The organism is Nonomuraea sp. NPDC003707 (assembly GCF_053587055.1).
In genome coordinates, this window is the sequence record NZ_JBSFNK010000006.1 from 306542 (window position 1) to 328869 (window position 22328).

24 protein-coding genes are annotated in these 22328 nt (G+C 71.1%); 11 read left to right on the forward strand and 13 right to left on the reverse strand.

Annotated elements, in window-relative coordinates:
* Positions 1-5: 5 nt before the first annotated feature.
* Both ACWDRB_RS18295 and ACWDRB_RS18300 read left to right on the forward strand, forming a co-directional pair.
* Complete coding sequence (locus tag ACWDRB_RS18295; protein WP_350724858.1) at positions 6-686, forward strand: HNH endonuclease family protein; 681 nt, start codon at positions 6-8, stop codon at positions 684-686.
* Positions 687-728: 42 nt separating this feature from the next.
* A complete protein-coding gene (locus tag ACWDRB_RS18300) occupies positions 729-1517 on the forward strand; it encodes an endonuclease/exonuclease/phosphatase family protein (RefSeq protein ID WP_355201750.1) in 789 nt (262 codons plus the stop codon).
* A 55-nt stretch (positions 1518-1572) separates the two neighbouring features.
* Here the strand turns inward: ACWDRB_RS18300 and ACWDRB_RS18305 are convergent, their stop codons facing one another.
* The 3 genes from ACWDRB_RS18305 to ACWDRB_RS18315 are packed head-to-tail and all read right to left on the reverse strand — an operon-like array spanning position 1573 to position 3903.
* Entirely contained in the window at positions 1573-1908 is a 336-nt protein-coding gene (locus ACWDRB_RS18305; RefSeq protein ID WP_355201748.1) for a PepSY domain-containing protein, read from the reverse strand.
* A gap of 35 nt (positions 1909-1943) precedes the next feature.
* Positions 1944-3182 carry an ATP-binding protein gene (locus tag ACWDRB_RS18310; RefSeq protein ID WP_449895199.1) on the reverse strand — a complete coding sequence of 413 codons (1239 nt, stop codon included), beginning with the start codon at positions 3180-3182 and terminating at the stop codon, positions 1944-1946.
* A gap of 40 nt (positions 3183-3222) precedes the next feature.
* A complete protein-coding gene (locus tag ACWDRB_RS18315) occupies positions 3223-3903 on the reverse strand; it encodes a response regulator transcription factor (protein ID WP_397366982.1) in 681 nt (226 codons plus the stop codon).
* A 94-nt stretch (positions 3904-3997) separates the two neighbouring features.
* On the opposite strand from ACWDRB_RS18315, the gene ACWDRB_RS18320 reads away from it, so the two are divergent.
* Positions 3998-4441 (forward strand): hypothetical protein, encoded by a 444-nt coding sequence (locus ACWDRB_RS18320; protein WP_449895203.1) that lies wholly within the window; start codon positions 3998-4000, stop codon positions 4439-4441.
* Positions 4442-4450: 9 nt separating this feature from the next.
* Here the strand turns inward: ACWDRB_RS18320 and ACWDRB_RS18325 are convergent, their stop codons facing one another.
* The 6 genes from ACWDRB_RS18325 to ACWDRB_RS18350 all read right to left on the reverse strand — a co-directional run bounded on the left by ACWDRB_RS18325 (position 4451) and on the right by ACWDRB_RS18350 (position 10659).
* Complete coding sequence (locus ACWDRB_RS18325; RefSeq protein WP_449895205.1) at positions 4451-5209, reverse strand: SDR family NAD(P)-dependent oxidoreductase; 759 nt, start codon at positions 5207-5209, stop codon at positions 4451-4453.
* A 95-nt stretch (positions 5210-5304) separates the two neighbouring features.
* A complete protein-coding gene (locus ACWDRB_RS18330) occupies positions 5305-7581 on the reverse strand; it encodes a tetratricopeptide repeat protein (protein ID WP_449895208.1) in 2277 nt (758 codons plus the stop codon).
* A 19-nt stretch (positions 7582-7600) separates the two neighbouring features.
* Entirely contained in the window at positions 7601-8356 is a 756-nt protein-coding gene (locus ACWDRB_RS18335; RefSeq protein WP_449895211.1) for an SCO6745 family protein, read from the reverse strand.
* Between the two features lie 49 nt (positions 8357-8405).
* The gene (gene dapF / locus ACWDRB_RS18340; RefSeq protein ID WP_449895214.1) at positions 8406-9218 is read right to left on the reverse strand and encodes a diaminopimelate epimerase; all 813 of its coding nucleotides are present in this window, start codon (positions 9216-9218) and stop codon (positions 8406-8408) included.
* A 9-nt stretch (positions 9219-9227) separates the two neighbouring features.
* A complete protein-coding gene (miaA, locus tag ACWDRB_RS18345) occupies positions 9228-10133 on the reverse strand; it encodes a tRNA (adenosine(37)-N6)-dimethylallyltransferase MiaA (protein WP_449895216.1) in 906 nt (301 codons plus the stop codon).
* A gap of 13 nt (positions 10134-10146) precedes the next feature.
* A complete protein-coding gene (locus ACWDRB_RS18350) occupies positions 10147-10659 on the reverse strand; it encodes a methylated-DNA--[protein]-cysteine S-methyltransferase (protein WP_350724836.1) in 513 nt (170 codons plus the stop codon).
* On the opposite strand from ACWDRB_RS18350, the gene ACWDRB_RS18355 reads away from it, so the two are divergent.
* Entirely contained in the window at positions 10658-11572 is a 915-nt protein-coding gene (locus ACWDRB_RS18355; protein WP_449895219.1) for a ribonuclease Z, read from the forward strand. The two genes, ACWDRB_RS18350 and ACWDRB_RS18355, sit on opposite strands and share 2 nt — an antisense overlap.
* Here the strand turns inward: ACWDRB_RS18355 and ACWDRB_RS18360 are convergent.
* The 3 genes from ACWDRB_RS18360 to ACWDRB_RS18370 form a co-directional block, all read right to left on the reverse strand.
* Entirely contained in the window at positions 11548-12198 is a 651-nt protein-coding gene (locus tag ACWDRB_RS18360; protein WP_449895222.1) for a hypothetical protein, read from the reverse strand. The genes ACWDRB_RS18355 and ACWDRB_RS18360 overlap by 25 nt on opposite strands.
* A gap of 25 nt (positions 12199-12223) precedes the next feature.
* A complete protein-coding gene (locus tag ACWDRB_RS18365) occupies positions 12224-12958 on the reverse strand; it encodes an isocitrate lyase/PEP mutase family protein (protein ID WP_449895224.1) in 735 nt (244 codons plus the stop codon).
* Between the two features lie 81 nt (positions 12959-13039).
* The gene (locus ACWDRB_RS18370) at positions 13040-13591 is read right to left on the reverse strand and encodes a hypothetical protein (protein ID WP_449895226.1); all 552 of its coding nucleotides are present in this window, start codon (positions 13589-13591) and stop codon (positions 13040-13042) included.
* A gap of 598 nt (positions 13592-14189) precedes the next feature.
* Between ACWDRB_RS18370 and ACWDRB_RS18375 the strand changes: the two genes are divergently transcribed.
* A complete protein-coding gene (locus ACWDRB_RS18375) occupies positions 14190-14369 on the forward strand; it encodes a hypothetical protein (protein ID WP_449895228.1) in 180 nt (59 codons plus the stop codon).
* Positions 14370-14399: 30 nt separating this feature from the next.
* Here the strand turns inward: ACWDRB_RS18375 and miaB are convergent, their stop codons facing one another.
* Positions 14400-15896, reverse strand: a complete 1497-nt coding sequence (gene miaB / locus ACWDRB_RS18380) for a tRNA (N6-isopentenyl adenosine(37)-C2)-methylthiotransferase MiaB (protein WP_449895231.1) — start codon at positions 15894-15896, stop codon at positions 14400-14402.
* A gap of 137 nt (positions 15897-16033) precedes the next feature.
* On the opposite strand from miaB, the gene ACWDRB_RS18385 reads away from it, so the two are divergent.
* The 6 genes from ACWDRB_RS18385 (at position 16034) to ACWDRB_RS18410 (ending at position 22133) form a co-directional block, all read left to right on the forward strand.
* On the forward strand, positions 16034-16789 hold the full coding sequence (locus tag ACWDRB_RS18385; protein WP_192791054.1) for an amino acid ABC transporter ATP-binding protein: 756 nt from the start codon (positions 16034-16036) through the stop codon (positions 16787-16789).
* 33 nt (positions 16790-16822) lie between these two features.
* Complete coding sequence (locus tag ACWDRB_RS18390) at positions 16823-17668, forward strand: glutamate ABC transporter substrate-binding protein (protein ID WP_350724822.1); 846 nt, start codon at positions 16823-16825, stop codon at positions 17666-17668.
* Positions 17669-17726: 58 nt separating this feature from the next.
* Positions 17727-18395 carry an amino acid ABC transporter permease gene (locus ACWDRB_RS18395; RefSeq protein WP_449895234.1) on the forward strand — a complete coding sequence of 223 codons (669 nt, stop codon included), beginning with the start codon at positions 17727-17729 and terminating at the stop codon, positions 18393-18395.
* A complete protein-coding gene (locus ACWDRB_RS18400; protein ID WP_449895236.1) occupies positions 18392-19309 on the forward strand; it encodes an amino acid ABC transporter permease in 918 nt (305 codons plus the stop codon). Before ACWDRB_RS18395 ends, ACWDRB_RS18400 begins: the two co-directional genes overlap by 4 nt.
* A 119-nt stretch (positions 19310-19428) precedes the next feature.
* A complete protein-coding gene (locus tag ACWDRB_RS18405; protein ID WP_449895239.1) occupies positions 19429-20274 on the forward strand; it encodes a glutamate ABC transporter substrate-binding protein in 846 nt (281 codons plus the stop codon).
* Between the two features lie 50 nt (positions 20275-20324).
* A complete protein-coding gene (locus tag ACWDRB_RS18410) occupies positions 20325-22133 on the forward strand; it encodes a S9 family peptidase (RefSeq protein ID WP_449895242.1) in 1809 nt (602 codons plus the stop codon).
* Positions 22134-22328 lie beyond the last annotated feature (195 nt).

Sequence of the window (22328 nt, forward strand, 5' to 3'; positions counted from 1 at the left end):
TGGGCGTGGGGCGGCGGGTTCGGGCGTTCATGGCCGGTGCGGCCACGGTGGCGGTGCTGGCGGGCTGTGGCGGGCTGCAGGGGCAGTCCTCGGCCGGCACCGACAAGGGGGGCAAGTCCGACTCGGTGTCCGTCTCGGACGCCCGCAAGAAGCTCGCCAAGTTAACCGTCAAGGGCCGCGCTCCGAAGACCGGGTTCGACCGGGACAAGTTCGGCCCGGCGTGGTCGGATGTCGACCACAACGGCTGCGACACCCGTAACGACATACTCAAGCGGGACCTGGTGGACGAGAAGTTCAAGGCCGGGACCCACGACTGCATCGTGCTGAGCGGCACGCTGCACGACCCGTACAGCGGCAAGACGATCAACTTCAAGCGCGGCCAGGACACCAGCACCGCCGTCCAGATCGACCACGTGATCCCGCTGTCGGACGCCTGGCAGAAGGGCGCGCAGCAGTGGGCGGCGGACAAGCGCAAGGAGTTCGCCAACGACCCGCTGAACCTCATGGCCGTCGACGGCCCGCTCAACGGCCAGAAGAGCGACTCCGACGCCGCCACCTGGCTGCCGCCGGTCAAGTCGTACCGGTGCACCTACATCGCCCGCCAGATCGACGTGAAGACGAAGTACGCCGTCTGGGTGACCTCGGCGGAGAAGGACGCCATGGAGAGCATCCTGTCGAGCTGCTGAAGATCTATACGAACAGTCACGCGGTCCGTAAGATCCGACGGCATGCATGCGACAAAACGGATCAAAGTGATGATGGCCGCGGCGGTCACGGTGCTCGCCTCCACCGCCCTGCCCGTCCCGGCGCACGCCACGACGAACCTCGTGGTCCTCGACTGGAACGTCGCGGGCGACACAGCCGACATGAAGGCCATCGCCGCAGTGATCCGCGGCAGCGGCGCCAACATCGTGACCGTGCAGGAGATCCATCGCAAGCCGGAGGCCGACCAGGTCAAGCAGTTAGCCGACGAGCTCGGCTGGGACATCACGGCCAACGCCCACTTCGGCGCGGGCGACAACCCCGGCCCCTGCGACGATCCGCAGCCCGGCAAAGCGGGCAACGCGATCCTGTCCTCGTTCAAGATCCTCGAGCGCGTGACGATCCCGATCAGCGACTTCGAGACCTGCCCGGTCAACCGCTCCATGGCCGGAGCCAAGCTCGACCTAGGCGGCGGCTCGACGATCACGGTGTTCACCACCCACCTGTCCCCCGGTCTGTCGGCCACCTCGGTGGCCCGCCGCGAGGCCCAGGCGGACAAGGTGCGTAATTACCTCGCCAACCGGTCCCCGCTGATCCTCACCGGCGACTTCAACGCGCCGCCGACGGACGCGCTGTCGAAGAAGTTCGTGAGCGCGGGCTGGGTGGACACCGGCGCCAGGTACGCCAACCAGCCGACCCACGGGGACGCCCGCATCGACTACATCTACACCAAGGGCGTCACCACCACGAGCGGCTCCGTCCTGTCGAGCACCCTGTCCGACCACCGTCCGGTCGTCATGAAGATGACCCGCTGACGGCCGGAAGGCCCACCGCCGCGCGCGGTGGGCCGGTGGCCGTAGGGGGATGCCGTCAGTCGTCGTCGTGGTCGTCGTGGCCGTGGTCGTCGTCCCTATCCGTCTGGTGCTTGATGACCTTGCCGGTCGCCGCGTCCACGTCCAGTTCGTGCCGTTCCGTGCCCTTGGTCAGCTCGACCTCCCACGCGTCGGGCCGCGTACCCCTGCGCTGGTAGTCGATCTCGCTGACCCAGGCCCCGGCCACCTCCTTGTGCGCGATCTCCATGGCCTGCTCGGCCGTGACCTTGGGCGCGGCGGCCGTGGACGTGGTGGCGGCGAAGGCGACGCCCCCGCCCGCGACCAGCGTGACGATCCCGGCACCGACGACGATGAACTTCTTCGTGATCTGCATGACTCCACGAAATCGCGATCGCCGATAATCGCGCGCTAAGCACCGGTTAAGACCATCTCCACCCGCGCGCCGCCCCCTTCGGGCGTGGAGACGGCCAGGTGGCCGCCCGAGGACTCGGCGGTACGGCGGGCGATGTCGAGGCCGAGGCCGGTCGAACCGCCCCCGCTGTTGCCCCGTTCCAGCAGCTCCGGGTCGAGGCCCGGCCCCGAGTCCTCGACCGCCAGCACGGCCCCCGACGGGTGCGGCGTGAGCCGTACCGCCATGGAGGCCCCTTCCGGGGTGTGCGCGAAGACATTGCCGAGCAGGGCGTCCACGCAGGCCGCGAGCTCCTCGGCGCTCACCGCGACGGGCAGCGGCCCGTCGGGCAGCGAGATCGACACCTCGCGGCACTGGTCCTCCGCCAGCACCGACCAGAACCGCACCCGCTCCCCCACGACCGCCGCCGCGTCGCACGACGCGCGCCCGGCCGAGCGGCGCCGCGCGTCCGTGATGACGGCGCTCACCGCCCGTTCCAGGGCGTCCACGCGGGCCTGCAGCCGCGCCGCCTCCTCCGGGTCCCGCAGCGACTCGGCGTCCAGCCTGAGGCCGGTCAAAGGGGTACGCAACCGGTGCGACAGATCGGCCACCGACTCCCGCTCCGCCACCAGCAGCTCGTCGATCCGCCCCGCCAGATGGTTGAGCGCCAGCGCCACCGAACGCACCTCAGGAGGCCCGCCCGGCTCCGCCCGAGCCGTCAGGTCGCCCCCGGCCAGCCGGTGCGAGACCCGGGCCAGCCCGTCCACCGGCCGCGTCACGGCCAGCGCCAGCCGGTCCGCCAGCACGATCCCCAGCACCACCAGGACGATCCCCAGCACGAGCAGCCCGAGCCACGCCTCGCGCACGCCCTTCGTCAGCTCCGCGTCCGGCACGAACACCCTGATCACCGCCGTCCCCCCGGACGACTGCGCGGAGACCAGCACCTCCCTGCCGCCGGAGGTCACGGCGGTGACGCTGCGCCCGGTCGCGGCCAGGCGCACCGCGTCGGTACGGGCCGCCGCCACGCCCACCGTGCGCCCGCCCGGCAGGAACACCGTCACCGGACGCGGCACCTGCGCCATCGCCAGCTCCAGGTCGGGCGTGCCCACCGCGACCGCCACGGACTCCGCTGCGGCGGTCGCCCTGCCCATCGCGCCGTTCTCGGCCACGGCCCGGATGAGCAGCGCCATCGGCACCAGCAACGCGATCAGCACGAGGGACGTCGTGGCCGCCACCAGCAACGCCAGCCACCGCCTCACGCCCGCCCCCTCCGCGTCCCCGCGTCCGCCGTCATCTGCGTCATGACGGCTCGACCAGCTTGACGCCGACCCCGCGCACCGTGTGCAGGTAGCGGGGCTCCGCGGCCGTCTCGCCCAGCTTCCTGCGCAGCCACGACAGGTGCACGTCCACGGTCTTGTCCGCGCCCCCGTACGGCAGCTGCCACACCTCCGTCAGCAGCTCCCGCTTGGTCACCACCTCGCCGGGCCGCGCGGCCAGATAGTGCAGCACGTCGAACTCGCGCGGCGTCAGATCCAGCGCCGTCCCGTCGAGCGTGGCCGTACGCGCCCGCGGGTCCACCCGCAACGCCCCCACCGCCAGCGCCGGCTCCGGCGCCGACCCCCCGGCCCGCCGCAGGACGGCCCGCACCCGCGCGTCGAGCTGGGCCGCGCTGTACGGCTTGACCACGTAGTCGTCGGCCCCCGCGTCCAGCACCGGCACCATCTCGGCGTCCCCGTCACGCGCGGTCGCCACGATGACCGGCACCCTGCTGACCGCCCGCAACATCCGCAGCAGCTCCACCCCGTCCAGATCCGGCAGGCCCAGATCGAGCACGATCAGGTCGGGACGGTCCTGCACGGCCAGCCGCAGCCCGTCCAGCGCCGTCGGGGACGAGGAGACGGCGTGACCGAGCTCGCGCAGGCCGCGGCTGAGCGCCGTACGGATCGCCACGTCGTCCTCGATGAGCAGGATGTCAGCCATATACAAGAACGTAGACGGTCGATGACGATGCCCCGAGCAGCCTTAGCACCGCCTTAACCTGGCGTTAGCCGTACATGGGGGATGGTTGTCGACCATGAAGAGACTCGTGCTGGCCTGGGCCGCCACCGCCGTCGCCGCGACCGGCGCGGCCGTGGCGGTGCTCACCCTGCTCGGCACCGGCCTCACCGGCGACTCCGGCCACGTGCTCAGCCCGGCCGAGGTCCGCGCCGCCCTGAACACCGCCACCCAGCGCGCCACCGGCACCCCGGCCGGCGACGCCACCCCGACGGCGGAGACGCCGCCGCAGACGGCTCAGGGCAAGCTGATCCGCACCGCGGGCGGCACCGTGATCGCCTCGTGCGAGGGCGACCTGGTCACGCTGCGCTCGTGGAGCCCGGCCCAGAACTACTCGGTGGACCAGGTCGAGCCGGGGCCCGCCCGCAAGGCCAAGGTGGAGTTCGAGCCGGAGGAGGGGGCGGAGGTCGAGCTCAAGATCGAGTGCTCGGCCGGCCGGCCGGTGACCAGCTTCGGCTCGTAGCCGCCCGCGTCAGGTGATCAGCACTCCGCCGTCCACCGGAAGCGTCACCCCGGTGATGTACGAGGCCGCGTCGCCGGCCAGGAAGACCGCCGCGGCCACCAGCTCCGCCGGATCGCCCGGCCGCTTCATCACCACCCTGGACTCGACGACCGCCTCCACGTAGCCGGGCTTGAACTGCTCGGTCATCTCCGAGTGGAAGAACCCCGGCTCCAGGCAGTTGACCCGGATGCCGCGCCGGCCGGTCCACTGCTGCGCGAGGTCCCGGGTGAGGCCGATGATCGCGGCCTTCGACGCGCTGTAGGCGGCCTGGGGCAGCCCGGCCGTGGTCTCGCCGAGGATGCTGCCGATGTTCACGATCGACGAGCCGGGCCGCATCACGCGTGCGCATGCCTGAGCCATCCAGTACGTGCCGAGCAGGTTGACGTCGATGACCTGCCGGAACTCCTCGGGCGTCTCCCGCAGCGCGGGCACGGCGGTGCCGATGCCGGCGTTGTTGATCAGCACGTCCACGGCGCCCATGGCATCGACGGCGGCGGCCACCAGCGCGTCGCAGTCCTCCGGGCGCGCCACGTCCGTCTGCACGGCCAGGCACCGGCGGCCGGTCTCCTCGACCAGCCGCTGCGTCTCCTCCAGGCGGTCGGCACGCCGGGCCCCGATCACGACGTCGGCGCCGGCCTCCGCGAGACCGCAGGCGAACGCGACACCCAGCCCCGAGGAGGCGCCGGTGACGATGGCCACCTTGCCGTCGAGCGCGAACCGCTCCAGCACGTCACATCCCGCCTTCCCGCTCACCTACGCGTGCCGCTTCCCGGGGAAGGGCACCACGCGCGGGTGATGCCCTTCCGGGGCCCGGGACGCAGCCGTCAGAGGCCGTATTCCTTGACGATCCGCTCGTGCCGCTCGACCTCGACGTCGATCTCGCGGGCCAGGTCGAGCCAGGCCAGCGGGTGCACCCACCGCTCCGTGGCGTCGTCGAGCAGCGCGTCGACCTCGGAGGGCGACACGTTCGGCGGGACCGCGACCCAGCCGAACACCCCGGGCAGCGCCTCGCCCGAGCTCGGGTGGGTGATGGTGTAGTTCTCGTCGCTGTAGACCCACATGGGCCAGCCGCGCTCGGCCATGACCTCGGTGAACTCCGCCCAGTCCTCCTCGCTCGGCGCGGCGCCGTCGAAGAAGTAGCTGGTGTAGCCGCCGGGCCGCAGGATACGCACCGCGGCGAACGGCGGCACGAAGTTCTGCTGCTCCTGCGGGTCGTCGGGCACCGGCTCCAGCAGCTGCGGGTCGAAGACGACCAGGTCGCCGGCGTTGTAGTCCATGCCGCGCGGCTGCGGCAGGGCGAGCCGGGCCGTGGCCGGGCCGGTGCGGATGGACAGCACCTGGCGCTGGCCTCCGTCGGGCGCGGGGAGGATGAGCCGGATGAGGCCCATCTCCTCCTCGATCGGGCCCTCCTTGGACTTGATCGGCATGCCGATCTTGGCCGCGCCCTTGCGCACGGTGTCCCAGTCCTCCGCCGAGGTGGCCATGACGATCATGCGCCAGACGTCCTCGTCGACGAGCTCGTCGATCACCTCCAGCAGCACCTCCGCGGCCCTGGAGTTGGCGTCGATCTGCTGGGCGGCGCCGGACAGCAGGCGGCGGGCCTCGATCCCGGAGCCGGCCGCGACAGCGTGCTCGGCGGCCTCGACCGTCTCCTCCCAGCGCTCGCGGGCGCTGTGCAGCCGGGCCAGCGTGAGGTGCTGGGCGGCGTGCGGCAGCATCGCGGCCATCTGCTCCAGCCGCTCGTCCTGGCGGGCCTCGACGAGCAGCGTGGTCAGGTAGGCCACGTCGTCGGAGTCGGCGCCGGCGATGTCGCCGGTGTCGACCAGCATCTTCCAGTAGATGTCGGCGCCGGTGGCGGGGTAGCCGAGGAAGCCGAGCGTGGTGGTGTGGCGGCGGGTGGCCTCCAGGTCCTCCCCGGACAGCGGCGCCAGCCAGCCGACCCACCGCTCCGGGTCGGCGTTGAAGCCGTCGGCGGCGTCGAAGAGGCCGACGCGCTCGTCGAGCGGGCCCGGGGCCTCGGGCTCGGAGGTGGCGTCGGCGGCGGCCCGCAGGGCGGCGACCCGATCGGCGACACCCTCGGTCTCGCGCAGCTCGGCGGCGCCGGACTCGGTCAGGTCGGCCAGCAGCCGGGCCTGCCACACGCCCTGCCTGGCGATGGCCAGGTCGCCGGCGACCAGCGCGAGCTCGACGCGGGCGCGGTAGCCGCCCATCATGCCGAAGTAGTCGATCCACTGGCGCAGCACGCGGCCGAGCTGCCAGGTGTTGGTGATCTGGGACGAGCCGGCCAGCTTGCTGACCGCCTGCGACCACTCCACGAACACGCGCGGGTGCTCGCCGACCACGTCGAGGTCGGGCAGCGCGTCCACGGCCTCGGCGGTGCGGCCGAGCGTGGCGAGGATCAGGGCCCGCCGCACGCCGTCGCGGTGCTCCTTGGCCACCGGGTCGTCGGCCTGGAACTCGGCCGCGGCCTGCAGCGCGTTGAGGGCGTCCTCGGCGCGCCCCGCGGCGAGCAGCGCGCGGGCGCTCTCGGCGCCGAGCTCCCAGCTCGCCTCGCGGCCCGCGACCCGCAGCCGCTCGACGGCGGACTCGGCGTAGGTCACGGCCTCGCCCGCCTTGCCGGCGTCGATGAGCGCGGCGACGTATTCGGTGACCAGGCCCGTGAAGGCGGGCTTCTCCGGGCTCATGCCCTCGATGTGCGCCCCCAGCGCCTCCAGGCGCTCGCTCGCGTAGCCGGGGCCGTCGGTGTTGGCCCAGGCGATGGCGAGGGCCTCGACGGCCGCCGGGGCGGCCGGGCAGTCGCGTACGTCTTCGCGCTGGGCGAACGCCAGCAGCTGCTGCGCGTCGTCCACGGCGACCGCGCCCTGCGCCCGGTCGCCGATGCGGCCGATCAGGTGCCAGTAGCGGGCGTAGAACTCGAGCCAGGGCAGCTCAAGGGCCTCGGCCTGCTGCGCGATGGCCGGGGCCATGACGTCGAGCTGCGGATATCGGCCCTCGTAGGCCTGTGCGGGGAGGTCTCCCAGCGCCATGGCGAGGCCAACGTTGCCCGCCTCGGAAAGCTGCTGCTGGGTTTCGCCGACCCAGGCCCAGATGTCCACGTCCATGGGGAGCCAGTCTGCCAGGTCAACGAGCGTCCCCAAAACGCAGAAGGCCGATCAGCTCGTCCGTTTCGCTGCTGTCAAGGACCGAAAATGCCGATGCCATCAGGTCGTCCGTCGTCTCCTCCACCGCGGCGCGGCGCGCCACGACCTCCGGGCCCGGCGTGGCGTACGGCTCCGGCCACTGGAAGAACTTGGCGATCATCTCTCCCGTGGTGGTCCCGAACGGAGTCGCGTCGTGGCCGCTCGCGAGCGTGGCCTCCAGCGGGTGCAGGCCGGCCGCGATCACGGCGTTGGTGTGCAGTCCGCCGCGCAGCTCGCGTACGACGTGCATGAGCTGTACGGCCCGCGCGGGCGGGTCGTCGGGCAGCGGCACGGCCCGCCAGCCCGCGAACAGCGGGACGCCCGCGCACGGGGCGGCATCGACGACCGGCTGGAGCAGCTCCGCGAGCCGCGCGCAGCCCTCGTAGCCGCCCAGTTTGCGCCGCCCCCAGGCCCCGCAGACCTCGGCGTACAGCTCGACGGCCTGGTCGACGGGGAGCTTGCGGCCGCCGTTCCAGCTCTGCTCGACGTGGTCGGGCGGGAAGAAAACGGCGACCGAATTGACGACGTCGGCGTCGCATTCGCCGAGCACGCCGCAGCGCCCCCGGAAGTAGAACTCGCGGGCGCCGAGGCCGTACTCCTCGCAGACGGCCTTGGCCTCTCTGGAGATCATGAACCCGCCGCCGTACTGGCCGATCGCCGCTTTGACCTGCCTCGCGGTGGTGCGTGGGTCAGCCATGGTCCACCTCTCAGTTCGCGAAGTGGACCCAGCATCCCTCAAGAGAACATTATTCTGCAAGCATCAGCTCGCCCCTGGCCACTATGACCGCGGGGCCGGACAGGTAGCTCGTCTCCTCGTCCAGGACGACGGTCAGCGTGCCGCCGGGCACCTCGATCGTCCAGGTGCCGGTGGTCTCGCCCGACAGGGCCGCGGCGGCGACCGCCGTGGCCACCGTGCCGGTGCCGCAGGAGCGGGTCTCGCCGCAGCCGCGCTCGTGGACGCGCATGACCGCGCGGCTGATGCCGACGGGGTTGAACAGCTCGATGTTGACCCCGGCGGGGAAGACGCCGGGGTCGAAGCCCGGCTGGTAGTGGAGGTCGAGTTGGGCGACGGGGTCGCCGATGGCGCAGGCCAGGTGGGGGTTGCCCATGTCGACGTGGAGCCCCGTGTATTCCTGGCCGCCGACGGTCGCCACGCTCTCGCCGAGCACGACAGGCTTGCCCATGTCGACGGTGATGTCGCCGTTGGGCTCGACGCGGACCCTGCGGACGCCGCCCCTGGTGGCCAGCATGAACTCGCCGGGCTTCTCCAGCCCTTCGTCGATCAGGTAGCGGGCGAACACGCGCACGCCGTTGCCGCACATCTCGGCCACGCTGCCGTCGGCGTTGCGGTAGTCCATGAACCACTCGGCCACGGCGGCGTGCTCGGCCACCTCACGGCTCTCCTTGGTGCGCGTCACCACCAGCACGCCGTCAGCCCCTATGCCGGCTCTCCTGTCGCAGATCTTGGCGACGAGCGAGGCGGTCACGCCTGCCTCTCCGCCAGGGTCGGGAAGGATGACGAAGTCGTTCTCGGTGCCGTGCCCCTTAAGAAACCGCATCTTGCAAGCTTATGCGAACGGGTTTGCGGAGATCAGCGCCAGGGACCTCTCAAGCAGATCAGGCAGGTCGTACGGCAGCCAGCGCACCCGGGGATCGCGGCGGAACCACGACTCCTGGCGGCGGGCGAAGCGCCTGGTGGTCCTGACGGTCTCCTCGATCGCCTGCTCCTCGCTCCACTCCCCCTCCAGGAAGCGGATGACCTGGGCGTATCCGAGGGCACGGCTCGCCGTACGGCCCTCGGCCAGGCCCTGCCCGAGCAGCCCCCGCACCTCCTCGACCAGGCCCGCCCGCCACATGCGCTCGACCCTGAGCGCGATCCGCTCGTCCAGCTCCGGCCTGGGCACCTCGAGGCCGATCTGCACGCTCGGGTAGACGGCGTCGTAGCCGGGCATGGTGGCCGAGAACGGGCGGCCGGAGTGCTCGATCACCTCCAGCGCGCGGACGATGCGGCGGCCGTTGCTCGGCAGGATCGCCGCCGCGGCCACCGGGTCGAGGTCGCGCAGGCGCTCGTAGAGCGGGGCGGGGCCGCGCTCGGCCAGCTCGCCCTCCAGCCTGGCCCTGATCTCCGGGTCGGTGCCGGGGAACTCCAGCTCGTCGATGGCCGCCCGCACGTACAGGCCGCTGCCGCCGACCAGCACGGGCACCGCGACGGAGTCGATGACCTCCCTGGCCAGCTTCTGGTATTCGGCCACGCTGGCCGTGACCGTGACGTCCCAGACGTCCAGCAGGTGGTGCGGGACGCCGCGCTGCTCGGCGGGGGTGAGCTTGGCCGTGCCGATGTCCATGCCGCGGTAGAGCTGCATGGAGTCGGCGTTGACGCACTCGCCTCCGAGGCGGAGCGCGATGTCCACGGCGAGGTCGGACTTTCCGGCCGCCGTGGGGCCCACGACGGCGATGACTGGCTGCTGACGCACGAGAACAAGTCTGCTAGAGATCGAGGAGTGTCGGCTGCAGGTACCCCTCGTGGGTGAGCAGCCGGCGCTTGGTCTCCACGCCCTCGCCGCCGCTGAACCCGCCCAGGCCGTTGCCCGCGATCACGCGGTGGCAGGGCACGATGATGGGGATGGGGTTGGAGCCCATGATCGAGCCGATGCCGCGGGCGGGCACGCTGGAGCCGCTGCGCGTGGCCAGTTCGCCGTACGTGACGGCGGTGCCGTACGGGACCTTGTGCAGCGTCTGGAGCACCCGCAGCCGCGAGCCGGACATCAGCCGCCAGTCCACCGGCGTCTCGAAGGTCTTCAGCTCACCGGCGAAATAAGCATTCAGCTCGGAGACCACGAAGGCCGTACGATCCGAATCATGGACTTCAGCCAGGGCGAGCCGCTCGTCCAGCCGCGGCCGGGACCTCCAGCCCGACGCGACGAGCCCGACCTCGGTGACGGCCAGCACGAACGGCCCGACCGGCGTCGGCACTTCGGCGAACGCGACTGTGGTCATCATGTCCTCACGTGAGTTGGTGGTGCTGGGCACTTCCAGCGCGGTTCCTACCCGACACCGTAACCACAACGGTTACCTTCTGCGCTGGGATGGACAAGGCTTCCTTTTCGACCCAGGCGAGGGCACGCAGCGGCAGATGCTGCACGCCGGGGTGAGCGCGAACGACGTGCACTGGATCTGCGTCACGCACTTCCACGGCGACCACTGCCTGGGCGTGCCCGGGGTCGTGCAGCGCATCGCGCGTGACAGGGTCAGGCATCCGGTGCGCGCGGTCTTCCCCGGCTCCGGCACCGAATACTGGCGCAGGCTCCGCCACGCCGCCGCCTTCGCCGACACCTCGGTGATCTCCGAGCACCCGCTCTCCGGCGACCTGGCCACCGTCGGCGCGCTGACCGCGCGCCGCCTGTCCCACCCGGTCGAGTCGTACGGCTACCGCGTCCAGGAGCCCGCCGGCCGCACGATGCTGCCCGACCGGCTGGCCGCGCACGGCATCCGCGGCCCGGAGGTCGGCGAGCTCCAGCACACCGGCTCCGTGCGCGGGGTCACGCTCGACCAGTGCAGCGTGCCCAGGCCGGGGCAGAGCGCGGCGTTCGTCATGGACACGCGGCTCTGCGACACCGTGTTCGAGCTGGCCTCGGGCGTGGACCTGCTGGTGATCGAGTGCACGTTCCTGTCGTCGGAGAGCGCGCTGGCCAAGGAGTACGGGCATCTGACGGCGTTCGAGGCGGGGCTGGTGGCGGCGGACGCGGGGGTGCGGCGGCTGGTGCTGACGCACTTCTCCGAGCGCTACGGGTTCGCCGACGAGCCCGCCTTCGTGGCGGAAGTGCGCCGGCACTTCGACGGGGAGGTCGTGCTCGCCCGCGACCTGATGAAGATCCCGGTGCCGAAGCGTCAGGTCCACAGGCCGGCGACGTAGCCCACGCCGTACGGGGCCGTCTCCATGAGCAGGCGGCCCTCGTACCTCTGCGTGCCGGCCGCGCCGGCCAGCACCTGGAGGGCGGCCCGCCCGCCGACCCACAGCCGGTCCGCCTGCGCGGGGTCGAGGGCGGCGAGGGCGCCGGGGTCGGCCCGGGCGACGGCGTTCGCGATCAGGTGGTTGTACGGGCCCGCGGCCTCGTCGTACTTGCCGGGAGCCCTCGGGCTGAGGCAGGCGGAGCCGTCGGCCATGACCAGCAACGCCACCTTTTCCGCGATTTTTCCTAGTTTTTCGCCCAACAGGAGGCATTCGGAGCTCGGCGCGTCGAGCGCGACAGACCGGAAGCCGTCCGGGGCACGGTCGCCCAGCAGCCAGCGGCCCACGGTCAGGGACAGCGGGAGCACGGGGTCCGCGCCTCCGGCCGTGACGTCGATCCCCCACGGACGGAGGGTGCCCGCCGCCTGCCCTCCGTACGCGGCCGCGGTGTCCGCGCCGCCCACCACGATCAGCGCGTCGGGACGGGCGTCGTGGAGCGCGGCGATCGCCGTGTGACAGGCCGAGCGGAGCTCGTCGAGCTGGAGCGTGATCAGCGGGGTGGGCGGGCAGACGGCCGCGGCGACAAGCACGGGGCAAGCGTACGCGGCGGCCCGCTCAGTACGGACTGCGACCTGCCCTGACCTTCGCGAACAGACCCTGGGCGTAGACGTGGACGGCCTGGTGCAGCCCGCTGCCGAAGCTGATCCGGGCCACGCCGAGCTCGGCCAGCCGGGCCGGGTCCGCGGCGCCGGGCCGGACGTAGACGTTCACCGGCCCGCCCAGCTCGCTCACCAGTGCCCGGATCTCGTCCTCGTCGGCCAGCCCGATCGGGTAGACGCAGTCGGCCCCCGCCGCCAGATACCGCCGCCCGCGCTCCAGCGCCGCCTCGCGCGTCTTCGGGCCGAGCAGGTAGGTGTCGACCCTCGCGTTGATCACCAGCGCCTGACCCGCCGCGGCCCGGACCTCGGCCAGGAAGTCGGCCTGCTCGCCGGGATCGATCAGCCCGCCGGCGCCGGAGTCCTCCAGGTTGCAGCCCACGGCTCCGGTGGCGAGCAGGCGTTCGACCAGCTCGGCGGGCTTGAGCCCGTAGCCGCGCTCGATGTCGGCGGTGACGGGCGCGTCCACGACCCTGGCGATGCGGGCGACGGCCGCCATCATCTCGCCGACCGGCGTCCGCTCGCCGTCCTCGTACCCCAGGACCCGGGCGACGGCGGCGCTGCTGGTGGCCACGGCGGGGAACCCGGCCTCCCGCACGGCCAGGGCGGAGGCGGCGTCCCAGACGTTCGGCAGGATCACGGGGTCTCCCGGCACGTGCAGCGCGCGCAGGACGGAGGCTCTGTCAGTCGTCATGGTGCGACTCTACGGACCGGGGCGGCTCCCGCCGTAGGTCCAATGCCACCGATAAACGCCGAGCCACTTGACCAGGCCGGATCAGCACCCGCTCTTGGAGCACTGGCCGCTGAGCTCGCCCGCCGGACCGTCGGCGGGATTGTCGCCGTCGGACGGCTGCGCCGACTTGGTGGGGGCCGACTTGGTGGGGCCCGGCTTGGCGGGGGACGTCGTGGCGGGCCGCTTGCCGCCCGTGGCGGAGTCCGTGCCGCGGTCGCTGCTCGTGGGCTCGTCGCCCGTGCCCAGGTCGGGGGCGGCGTCGCCCACGCTGCCATCGTCGGGGGCGTCGGCCGCGGTGTCGCCCTCGGGGGCGTCGGTGGTGACGTCGCCCATGGTGGCGTCGTCGTCGCCACCGAGGTCGTCGTTCCCCGCGGTGCTCTGGGCGGGCGCGGGACGGGCGCCGCCCGGCTGGACGGTGCCGGCGGGGTTCGCGGCCAGCATGTAGCCGACGCCGCCCGCCGCGAGCACGGCGACGAGCGCCGAAGCGGCGATGGCGATGGTCTTCTTCGTGCTCTTCGGGGGTTTGTCCGCCGAGCGGGTGTCCCCGGGCCCGGACAGGATCTCGTGACGATCCGGCTCGATCGGATCTCGCATGGTGGTACAGCTCCCTGCGGTCGTATCGGCGAAAGCTAACCGGCTTCCGCGGGTGATGGACCACACTAGCCGCAACGGATGAATGCTCGCACACCAATCACAAAGGAATCACGACATGTCCCCCCGTGGATCCGTTTACCCAGGTCGCCGTGCCCACCTCGCACCGGTCGCCGGAGTCGCCGGGGTGCTCGCGACCGCGATCGCGGGCATATTCCTGGCATTTACCAACTCCGCCGAACCACCCGCGCAAAGCCCACCCGAATTCGATCAGAAAAGCCCGCTTACCCCAAGATCGAATTCTCCTTCCACGACAGAGAGCCCGGATCAATCGCATGGATCGTTCCAGGAGCTCTCATGGGTCCAGGTCGTTCCCTCACCCGGTGCGCCGGTCACGGCGGACCCCCTGGCCTCGCTCTACGCCGTACCGTCCCTCGACCCGGGCCCGCCGGCCTCGGTCTACGGCGACCCGCCGCTCCCTCCGGCGCCAGTCCCGGACCGGCTCGCCCCCAGGACCCGGCCTCCCGCCTCGGTCGCCACGACGCCACCGCCCGCGAGAACGGCCCCGAAGCGCTCGGCGCCACCCCGGAACGAGGCGGCCGTGCCGCCACCGGCGAGCTCACCCACGCCCCAGGCACCACCCGAGGTGCGCTCCGCCCCGGAGCCGGACCGGCGCGCGGACCCGCCGCCGGCGATCTCGGGAGGGGCCGATCCCTGCGCCACGTTCCACGACTTCCGCCGCGAGCCCTGCTACGCCTACCTCAACCGCCTCGCCCACTGACCGGGCCCAGAGCGGCGTTCAGTGCGGCGTTCAGTGCGCCGAGCAGGCTCCGGAAGGGGCGGCGGGGGCAGGGGCCGGGCGGCCGATGGTGGGCATGCCCAGCAGAACCCCCGGCGCGGGCTTCGCGCCGCCCTGGCGGGCCTCCCAGGCGTCGCCGGCCCTCGTGCGCCGGACCGTCGCCGCCGGACCGTCGGCCACCAGGTGGTGCGGGGCCGCGTACGTGACCTCGACCGTGACCATGTCACCGGGCCGCGGCGTCTCGGCGCCGACCGCGAAGTGGACCAGGCGGTTGTCGGCGGCGCGGCCCGACAGGCGGCGGGTGGCGTCGTCCTTGCGGCCCTCGCCCTCGGCGACCAGCACCTCCAGCGTGCGCCCCACCTGCTTCTTGTTCTCCTCCCAGGAGATCTCCTCCTGCAGGGCCACGAGCCGCTCGTAGCGCTCCTGCACGACCTCCTTGGGCACCTGGTCGGGCATGGTGGCCGCCGGGGTGCCGGGGCGGATGGAGTACTGGAAGGTGAAGGCGTTGGCGAAGCGGCTCTCGCGGACCACGTCCAGCGTGCCCTGGAAGTCCTCTTCGGTCTCCCCCGGGAAGCCGACGATGATGTCGGTCGAGATGGCCGCGTCGGGCATGGCCGCGCGCACCCGTTCGATGATGCCGAGGTAGCGATCCGCCCGGTAGGAGCGGCGCATCGCGCGCAGGAGGCGCGAGGAGCCCGACTGCAGGGGCATGTGGAGCTGGTGCATGACGTTGGGCGTCTCGGCCATGGCGGCGATGACGTCGTCGGTGAAGGCCGCCGGGTGGGGCGAGGTGAAGCGCACGCGCTCCAGGCCGTCGATCGTGCCGCACGAGCGCAGGAGCTTGCCGAAGGCCAGGCGGTCGCCGAACTCGACGCCGTAGGTGTTGACGTTCTGGCCCAGCAGCGTGACCTCGAGCACACCCTGGTCGACCAGCGTCTGGACCTCGGCGAGGATGTCGCCGGGGCGGCGGTCCTTCTCCTTGCCGCGCAGCGACGGCACGATGCAGAAGGTGCACGTGTTGTTGCAGCCGACCGAGATGGACACCCAGGCGGCGTAGGCGGACTCGCGCTTGGTGGGCAGCGTGGAGGGGAAGACCTCCAGCGACTCCTTCAGCTCGACCTGCGCCTCGCCCTCGATGCGGGCCCGCTCCAGCAGCACCGGCAGCGAGCCGATGTTGTGGGTGCCGAAGACCACGTCGACCCACGGCGCCTTGCGGACGATCTCGCCCTGGTCCTTCTGCGCCAGGCAGCCGCCCACCGCGATCTGCATGCGCGGGTTGCTCACCTTGGCGGGCCGGAGATGGCCGAGGTTGCCGTAGAGACGGTTGTCGGCATTCTCCCGCACGGCGCACGTGTTGAACACGACCACGTCGGCGGTCTCGCCCTCGGTGGCGGGCACGTAGCCGGCGTCCTCCAGCAGACCGGACAGCCGCTCGGAGTCGTGGACGTTCATCTGGCACCCGTATGTGCGCACTTCGTACGTGCGGGCGCCCTCCTGGGTCACAGTCATGGCACGTTCAAGGGTAGTCGCTGTCCGGCTCCACATAGTCCCGGCTGGGCTAAAAGGCCAGCTTGGTGGCATGATGTGATCGGATCGGTACCGCTTGGTTAGTGACCAGCGTTCTAGAGACCCTTACGGTTTGACCCATGACGGAGAACGGTAACGACGCTCCACTCGTACGGTTGGAGAACGTCAACAAACACTTTGGGGCGTTGCACGTCCTGAAGGACATAAACCTGACCGTCTCCCGCGGCGAGGTGCTGGTCGTTATCGGTCCCTCGGGCGGCGGCAAGTCCACGCTCTGCCGCACGATCAACCGTCTGGAGACGATCAGCGAGGGGCAGATCATCTTTGACGGCCAGGTGCTTCCCCAGGAGGGCAAGGGGCTGGCGAAGCTGCGTTCCGAAGTCGGCATGGTCTTCCAGTCGTTCAACCTGTTCGCTCACAAGACCATCCGTGACAACGTCACGCTCGGCCCCCTCAAGGTGCGCGGCGTCTCGAAGGACGCGGCCAACAAGCGGGCGATGGAGCTGCTCGAGCGCGTGGGCATCGCGGCGCAGGCGGACAAGTATCCGGCCCAGCTCTCCGGCGGGCAGCAGCAGCGTGTCGCCATCGCCAGGGCGCTGGCCATGGAGCCGAAGATGATCCTGTTCGACGAGCCGACCTCCGCTCTGGACCCCGAGATGGTGCAGGAGGTGCTCGATGTCATGATCGGGCTGGCTCGCGACGGGATGACCATGATGGTCGTCACCCACGAGATGGGCTTCGCCCGGAGGGCCGCCAATAGGGTGGTTTTCATGGCCGACGGCCAGATCGTGGAGGAGAACACCCCCGACGAGTTCTTCACCAACGCGCAGACCGACCGGGCGCGTGACTTTCTTTCCAAGATCCTCACGCACTGATCATTGAGGCAGGTATACATGCACATGCGTCATATGGGAGCAGTGCTCTCAATTGCGGCACTCGCCGCCGGTCTGACCGCTTGCGGCGGCGGGAGCAAGACTTACGCCAGCGTGGTGGACAAGGTCAAGGACGGCGGCACGATCGTCGTCGGCACCAAGTGGGACCAGCCGAGCCTGGGCCTGAAGGCGGCCAACGGGCCCGAGGGCTTCGACGTCGACGTGGCCAAGGCCGTGCTGAAGCAGATCAACGGCGGCAAGGACCCGCAGATCGACTGGAAGGAGTCGGCCTCGTCCAACCGCGAGCCGTTCCTCCAGAACGGCACGGTCGACATCATCTTCGCCACGTACTCCATCACCGAGGAGCGCAAGGGCAAGGTCACCTTCGGTGGCCCCTACGTCGTCGCCCACCAGGACGTGATGGTCCGCAAGGACGACACCGCGATCAACGCGCCGCAGGACCTCAAGGGCAAGAAGATCTGCAAGGCGGCCGGCTCCAACTCGTACAAGCGGATCACCGACCCGCCCCCGGACGGCAAGCTCGACATCGACGCCACCACCGTCGACGCGGCCAACTACTCCGAGTGCGTGCAGAAGCTGACCGGCAGCAACCTCGACGCCGTCACCACCGACGACCTGATCCTGGCGGGCTTCGCCAAGCAGGCCGGCGGCAACTTCAAGGTGCTCGGCCAGGGCTTCACGGACGAGAAGTACGGCGTCGGCCTGAAGAAGGGCGACACCAAGACGTGTGAGGCCGTCAACACCGCCGTGAAGGCGCTCTGGGACAACGGCACCATGAAGCAGCTGCTGGAGAAGTGGTTCGGCGGCATTCAGGGCCTGAAGTTGTCGGAGGCGGCACCGCCCGCCGAGGGTTGCAGCTGATCATGCCAGAGGCGGCGGCCGGTGACCCGGCCGCCGCTCCCCTATGCGGTGGAGCACGATGGAAGATCTGATTAGGTATGCGCCCGACCTCGCACTGGGGTTCCTGGAGAACATCAAGCTCTCCATCGTGGGCGCTATCGCCTCGCTCATTCTCGGCACCGTCCTGGTGGCGATGAGAGTTTCCCCCACGCCGGTGCTGCGCGCGGCCGGCACGATCTACGTCAACATAGTGCGCAACACCCCCCTCACGCTGGTGCTGGCCTTCTCCGCGCTCGGCCTCAGCGACCAGCTCGGGCTCGTCTTCTCCGACGTGCCCACCACCAACTCGTTCTGGATCGTCGCGATGGGCCTGTCGGCCTACACCGCGGCCTTCGTCTGCGAGGCGCTGCGCTCGGGCATCAACACGGTGCCGCTCGGGCAGGCCGAGGCGGCCAGGGCGATCGGGCTGACGTTCTTGCAGTCGCTGCGGATGATCATCCTCCCGCAGGCGTTCCGCGCGGTCATCGCCCCGCTCGGCAGCGTGATGATCGCCATGGTCAAGAACACGACCGTGGCGACCGCCGGCGGGTTCGCCATGGACTCCGCGAGCAAGATGAAGGAAGCCTTCGACCAGGTCGGCGCGTCGATCCCGATCTTCCTCGGCATCGTGGTCGCCTTCATGGCCGTGACGCTGCCCATCGGCTTCTTCACCGGCCGGCTGGCCAGGCGTCTGGCGGTGGCGCGATGAGCACCACAGTCCTGTTCGACGCCCCCGGGCCGCGCGCTCGGGTCCGCAACGGCCTCCTCACGGCGATCAGCGTCGTGGCCGTGGCCGCCGCCCTGTACGGCGTCTACCGCGGCTTCGACGCCAAGGGCCAGTGGGAAGGCAAGATCTGGCAGCCGTTCCTGCAGTGGGAGACGTGGGAAGTCTTCATCTTCCCCGGCCTGCTCGGGACGCTGCAGGCCGCCGTGGTGGCCGCGGTGCTCGCGCTGGTGTTCGGCGCGGTCTTCGGCCTGGCCCGGCTCTCCGACCACGCCTGGATCCGCGTCCCGGCGGGCGTGGTGGTCGAGGTCTTCAGGGCCATCCCGCTGCTGCTGCTGATCTTCTTCATCTTCTACCTCGCACCGGCGGTGGTGGGCGGCGGCGACTACACGTTCGTGGCGGTCGTGATCGGCCTGATGCTCTACAACGGCTCGGTGCTGGCCGAGGTGGTCAGGGCGGGCGTGCACGCGGTGCCGCGCGGCCAGTCGGAGGCGGCGTTCGCGGTGGGCATGCGCAAGAACCAGGTCATGCGCCTGGTGCTGCTGCCGCAGGCCGTCACGGCGATGATGCCGGCGATCGTCAGCCAGCTCGTGGTGCTGCTGAAGGACACCGCGCTCGGCTACATCATCGCCTACGTCGACCTGCTCAACACCGGCTTCAAGATCCTGCCGGCCCGGTTCTTCGGCTCGCTCATCCCGGCGGCGATCGTCATCGGGATCATCTACGTGGCGCTCAACATGGCGCTGAGCTTCCTGGCCACGTGGCTGGAGCGGCGCAGCAGGCGCAGCCGTAAGACGGCCGCCGCCCCGATCGCGGCGCCCGGCTCGGCCGAGGTCAGCGTGGGCGCGGGTGAGGGCACCGAGGACGCCGGGCTGGGCCCCGACCGTTCCGTGGAGTAATCGGACGTACGGGCGTATTGGCGCCCGTACGTCCGTTAATCTCCAAAAAGATCCCATTTCTCCGTTGAAACCACCCCAAGTCCGGCCCGTACGGTTTGCCCACCCACCAGACTGTCTCCATGCGTGGGGTGGCGCTCGCGGGGGCGGTTGTGGTGGCATTGGCCGCCGCGTGCGGAGGCGCGGGCTCCTACGCCAGCGTCGTGGACAAGGTCAGGAACGCCGGCAGGGTCGTCGTCGGCACCAAGTGGGACCAGCCGAGCCTGGGCCTGAAGACCGGGGACGGCCCTCCCGAGGGCTTCGACGTTGACGTGGCCAATTACATCGTCAAGTACCTCGCCCGCGGCCGGCACGTGCAGATCACCTGGCGCGAGTCGCCCTCGTCCGCCCGTGAGGTGCTGCTCCAGAACGGCAGCGTGGACCTCATCGTCGCCACCTACAGCGTCATCCCGTCGCGCCGGCCCAAGGTGACCTTCGGCGGGCCCTACATCGTCACCCCGCAGGACACGATGGTCCGCGCGAGCGACACCAGCATCAAGAAGGTGACCGACCTGCGGGGCAAGCGGCTCTGCCTGGCGGAGGGCTCGAACGCGTACCGGCGGATCGTCGATCCCCCGCCCAACGGCAAGCTGAGCCTGCCCATGCAGCTGGTGCCCGCGGCCAACTACTCCGACTGCGTACGCAAGCTGGCCGACGGCCGGCTCGACGCGATCAGCACCGAGAACCTGGTCCTGGCGGGGTTCGCCGAGCAGGAGCCGGGCCGCTTCCGGCTGCTGAACGACCCCGTCAGCAACGAGTACTGGGGAGTCGGCATCAAGAAGGGCGACACCGCCACCTGCGAGGCCGTCGACCAGGCGGTCGCCGCGATGTGGCACGACGGCACGGCCACGCGGCTGCTGCGCAGGTGGTTCGGCAAGACGGGGCTCAAGCTGCCGTCCTCCCTCCCGGCGCCCGCGGGGTGCCCCTGAACTGTGGGGACCGCCCCACGCGCTTGCCGATCTTCCGGCAGGATGCGGGTATGCCTTTCTGGCCCTCCCCCATCTCGACCAGAGACGTGGCCGCCTCCGGCGTGCGCCCCGGTTGGCCCACGGCCCAGGACGGCCGGATCTGGTGGACCGAGGACCGTCCGGACGAAGGCGGGCGCACCACGATCGTGTGCCGCGACGCCGACGGCACCCAGCGTGACCTGCTGCGGGCACCGTGGAGCGCGCACACCAGGGTCCACGAGTACGGCGGCAGACCGTACGCCATCACAACCGGGGGCGAAGTGGTCTTCGCCAACCTCAAAGACCAACGCCTGTACATTCTGGGCGATTACGGCGACCCGAAACCCATCACGGACGAGGGATGCCGCTACGCGGACCCGCTGGTGCGCGACGGCCAGGTCTGGTGCGTCCGCGAGCGCCACACCGAAGACGGCAAGGTCACCCGGGCGATCGTGTCGATCTCGCTGGACGGCGGCGAGATCCACGAATGGGCCACCGGCTGCGACTTCTACGCCTCTCCCGCCCTCTCCCCCGACGGGCGGCACCTGGCCTACGTCTGCTGGAACCACCCGCGCATGCCCTGGGACGGCACCGAGCTGCGCGTCACCCGGCTGTCGGGCGGCGGCGCCTGGACGGTGAAGGGCGGCCCGGCCGAGTCGGTGCTGGCCCCGGCCTGGAAGGACGACTCCAGCCTCTACCTGGTCTCCGACTGCTCCGGCTGGTGGAACCTCTACGAGGTCGGCCTGCGCGGCGACGGGCTCCGAGCGCTCCACGCCGCCGAGGAGGAGTTCACGCTGCCGCCGTGGCGGCTGGGCGGGCAACCGTACACCGTGCTCGGCGACGGCCGCCTCGCGGTCCTGCACGGCCGCGGCGACCTGCGGCTGGGCCTGCTGGACCCCGGCTCGGGCACGCTCACCGACCTCGAGGTGCCCTACGACGGGTGGGACGCGGCGCTGGCCGCTGAGGGCACGTCCGTGGTCGGCATCGGGTACGCCCCCACGCTCCCCCGGTCGGTCGTCAGCGTGGACGTCGCCTCCGGCGCGGCCGGCCCGCTCAAGAGCGACCTCTCGCGGCTGCCCGACCGGGCCCTCCTGCCCGTTCCCCGCGCGGTCGAGTCGCCCGCGCCCGCGTTCCTCTACCCGCCGTACGGTCCGGCGACCGAGGGCACGCCACCCTACGTGATCTTCGTGCACGGCGGGCCGACCGCGCACGCCGACACCGCGCTCGATCTGGAGAAGGCGTTCCTGACCTCGCGCGGCATCGGCGTGCTCGACGTCAACTACGGCGGCTCGACCGGCTACGGCAGGGCCTACCGCGAGCGGCTGAAGGGGCAGTGGGGGCTGGTGGACGTGGCCGACACGATCGCCGCCGCCCGGTGGCTGGCCGCGGAAGGGCTCGCCGACCCCCGCAGGATCGCGGTGCGTGGCGGCAGCGCGGGCGGGTGGACCGTGATGGCGGCCTGCTGCCGGTCCGACGTGTTCGCCGGCGGGGTGTCGTACTTCGGCGTCAGCGCGCTCGCGCCCCTCGCGGCGCACACCCACGACTTCGAGTCCCGATACGTGGAGTGGCTGGTGGGGCCGGAGGACCCGCAGGTGTACGCCTCCAGGGAGCCGCTCGCCCTCGTGAACGGCGTGAGCTGCCCCATGCTGCTCCTGCAGGGGCTCGACGATCCCGTGGTGCCGCCCGAGCAGTCGACGGCGTTCGTCGACGCGCTGTCGGAGCGGGGCGTGCCGTGCACGTATCTGGCGTTCGAGGGCGAGTCGCACGGCTTCCGCCGCACGGAGACGCGGGTGACCGCGCTGGCCGCCGAGTTGGCCTTCTACCAGCAGCTTTTTAGCTAATGTCGTAATTCTTTAACAGAATTCGCACCAAATCAGTATTACTTACCAGTCGCTAATCATCATCGGTTGTATAACCGACTTTTCTCCTGCGCTTCCTCCGGCGTGACCATGCAAAGTGGGACGTGCTCCGCGGCCACGGCGCACGCCCCACACGGCCAGCCATGCACGCCCCGCATCTCGGCACGAGGGAGGCCA

Excerpts from the sequence above, each read along its gene's own strand:
- ACWDRB_RS18315 (WP_397366982.1), bottom strand. The coding sequence starts at position 3,903 with ATGGCTGACATCCTGCTCATCGAGGACGACGTGGCGATCCGTACGGCG.
- ACWDRB_RS18355 (WP_449895219.1), top strand. The coding sequence starts at position 10,658 with ATGTCCTCACGTGAGTTGGTGGTGCTGGGCACTTCCAGCGCGGTTCCT.
- ACWDRB_RS18395 (WP_449895234.1), top strand. The coding sequence starts at position 17,727 with ATGGAAGATCTGATTAGGTATGCGCCCGACCTCGCACTGGGGTTCCTG.
- dapF (WP_449895214.1), bottom strand. The coding sequence starts at position 9,218 with ATGCGGTTTCTTAAGGGGCACGGCACCGAGAACGACTTCGTCATCCTT.
- ACWDRB_RS18330 (WP_449895208.1), bottom strand. The coding sequence starts at position 7,581 with ATGGACGTGGACATCTGGGCCTGGGTCGGCGAAACCCAGCAGCAGCTT.
- ACWDRB_RS18390 (WP_350724822.1), top strand. The coding sequence starts at position 16,823 with ATGGGAGCAGTGCTCTCAATTGCGGCACTCGCCGCCGGTCTGACCGCT.
- miaB (WP_449895231.1), bottom strand. The coding sequence starts at position 15,896 with ATGACTGTGACCCAGGAGGGCGCCCGCACGTACGAAGTGCGCACATAC.
- ACWDRB_RS18320 (WP_449895203.1), top strand. The coding sequence starts at position 3,998 with ATGAAGAGACTCGTGCTGGCCTGGGCCGCCACCGCCGTCGCCGCGACC.
- ACWDRB_RS18335 (WP_449895211.1), bottom strand. The coding sequence starts at position 8,356 with ATGGCTGACCCACGCACCACCGCGAGGCAGGTCAAAGCGGCGATCGGC.
- ACWDRB_RS18370 (WP_449895226.1), bottom strand. The coding sequence starts at position 13,591 with ATGCGAGATCCGATCGAGCCGGATCGTCACGAGATCCTGTCCGGGCCC.
- ACWDRB_RS18405 (WP_449895239.1), top strand. The coding sequence starts at position 19,429 with ATGCGTGGGGTGGCGCTCGCGGGGGCGGTTGTGGTGGCATTGGCCGCC.
- ACWDRB_RS18305 (WP_355201748.1), bottom strand. The coding sequence starts at position 1,908 with ATGCAGATCACGAAGAAGTTCATCGTCGTCGGTGCCGGGATCGTCACG.
- ACWDRB_RS18365 (WP_449895224.1), bottom strand. The coding sequence starts at position 12,958 with ATGACGACTGACAGAGCCTCCGTCCTGCGCGCGCTGCACGTGCCGGGA.
- ACWDRB_RS18400 (WP_449895236.1), top strand. The coding sequence starts at position 18,392 with ATGAGCACCACAGTCCTGTTCGACGCCCCCGGGCCGCGCGCTCGGGTC.
- ACWDRB_RS18350 (WP_350724836.1), bottom strand. The coding sequence starts at position 10,659 with ATGATGACCACAGTCGCGTTCGCCGAAGTGCCGACGCCGGTCGGGCCG.
- ACWDRB_RS18300 (WP_355201750.1), top strand. The coding sequence starts at position 729 with ATGCATGCGACAAAACGGATCAAAGTGATGATGGCCGCGGCGGTCACG.
- ACWDRB_RS18410 (WP_449895242.1), top strand. The coding sequence starts at position 20,325 with ATGCCTTTCTGGCCCTCCCCCATCTCGACCAGAGACGTGGCCGCCTCC.
- ACWDRB_RS18385 (WP_192791054.1), top strand. The coding sequence starts at position 16,034 with ATGACGGAGAACGGTAACGACGCTCCACTCGTACGGTTGGAGAACGTC.